The organism is Thermus sp. (genome assembly GCF_056332225.1).
Map to the genome: position 1 here is coordinate 1 of NZ_JBWGQW010000211.1, position 631 is coordinate 631.

Consider the following 631-nt stretch of genomic DNA (forward strand, 5'->3'; position numbering starts at 1 on the left):
CTGGTCTTAGCTACACGAGGGAGGAGGAGAAGGCGGGCTTGTAGCTAAGACACCCCGCGGTAAAACCCCTCCCTCCTCCAAAGCCCGGGAAGCTCCTCCTGGGGGACCCTCACCTCCCCCAGGACCCGGTAGGGCCCCCGGAAGGGCCAGGGGAAAAGCCCCTCCCGGTCCATCCGCTCCCGGGCCCGAAGCCAATCCTGGAGCTCGCTCTCCTCGCCCCCCCACCGCTCCACCAGGAAGCGCCGCCCCTTGGTGTCCTCCACCTCGAGGAGCCTCACCCCGAGAAGCCCGTAGAGGTCCACGGGGAGAGCGAGGGTCCCCTCTATGAGGAGGGCGGCCTCGGCCCAGTCCGCGAGGGGGGCGTCGGAGTAGACCCGCACCAGGTCCCCGAGGTGGACCTTGGCGAGGAGGAGGAGGGCCCGGACGGCGAGGTCGTAGGGGCGCTTCCTCGCCCGGTCCGGCCCGGTCTTGCAGAACCCGAAGCTCCTCCCCCTCCTCTCCCAGGGCTCGCGCCAGGCGGGCTCCTCCAGGTCGCCCGGGAAGACCAGGCTCTCGTAGTCGTGGGGGAGGGGCCCGTTGAAGGCGATCCCCTCGGGGCTGACGGTGGGGTTTCCCGTCCCATCGGGACCCG

General features: G+C 71.0%; 1 protein-coding gene. It reads right to left on the reverse strand.

Annotation, left to right across the window (positions count from 1 at the left end):
- Window positions 1–44: 44 nt before the first annotated feature.
- The coding region (locus AC01Y6_RS10965) for a hypothetical protein (RefSeq protein ID WP_476671562.1) at window positions 45–631 on the reverse strand (587 nt) is incomplete at its 5' end.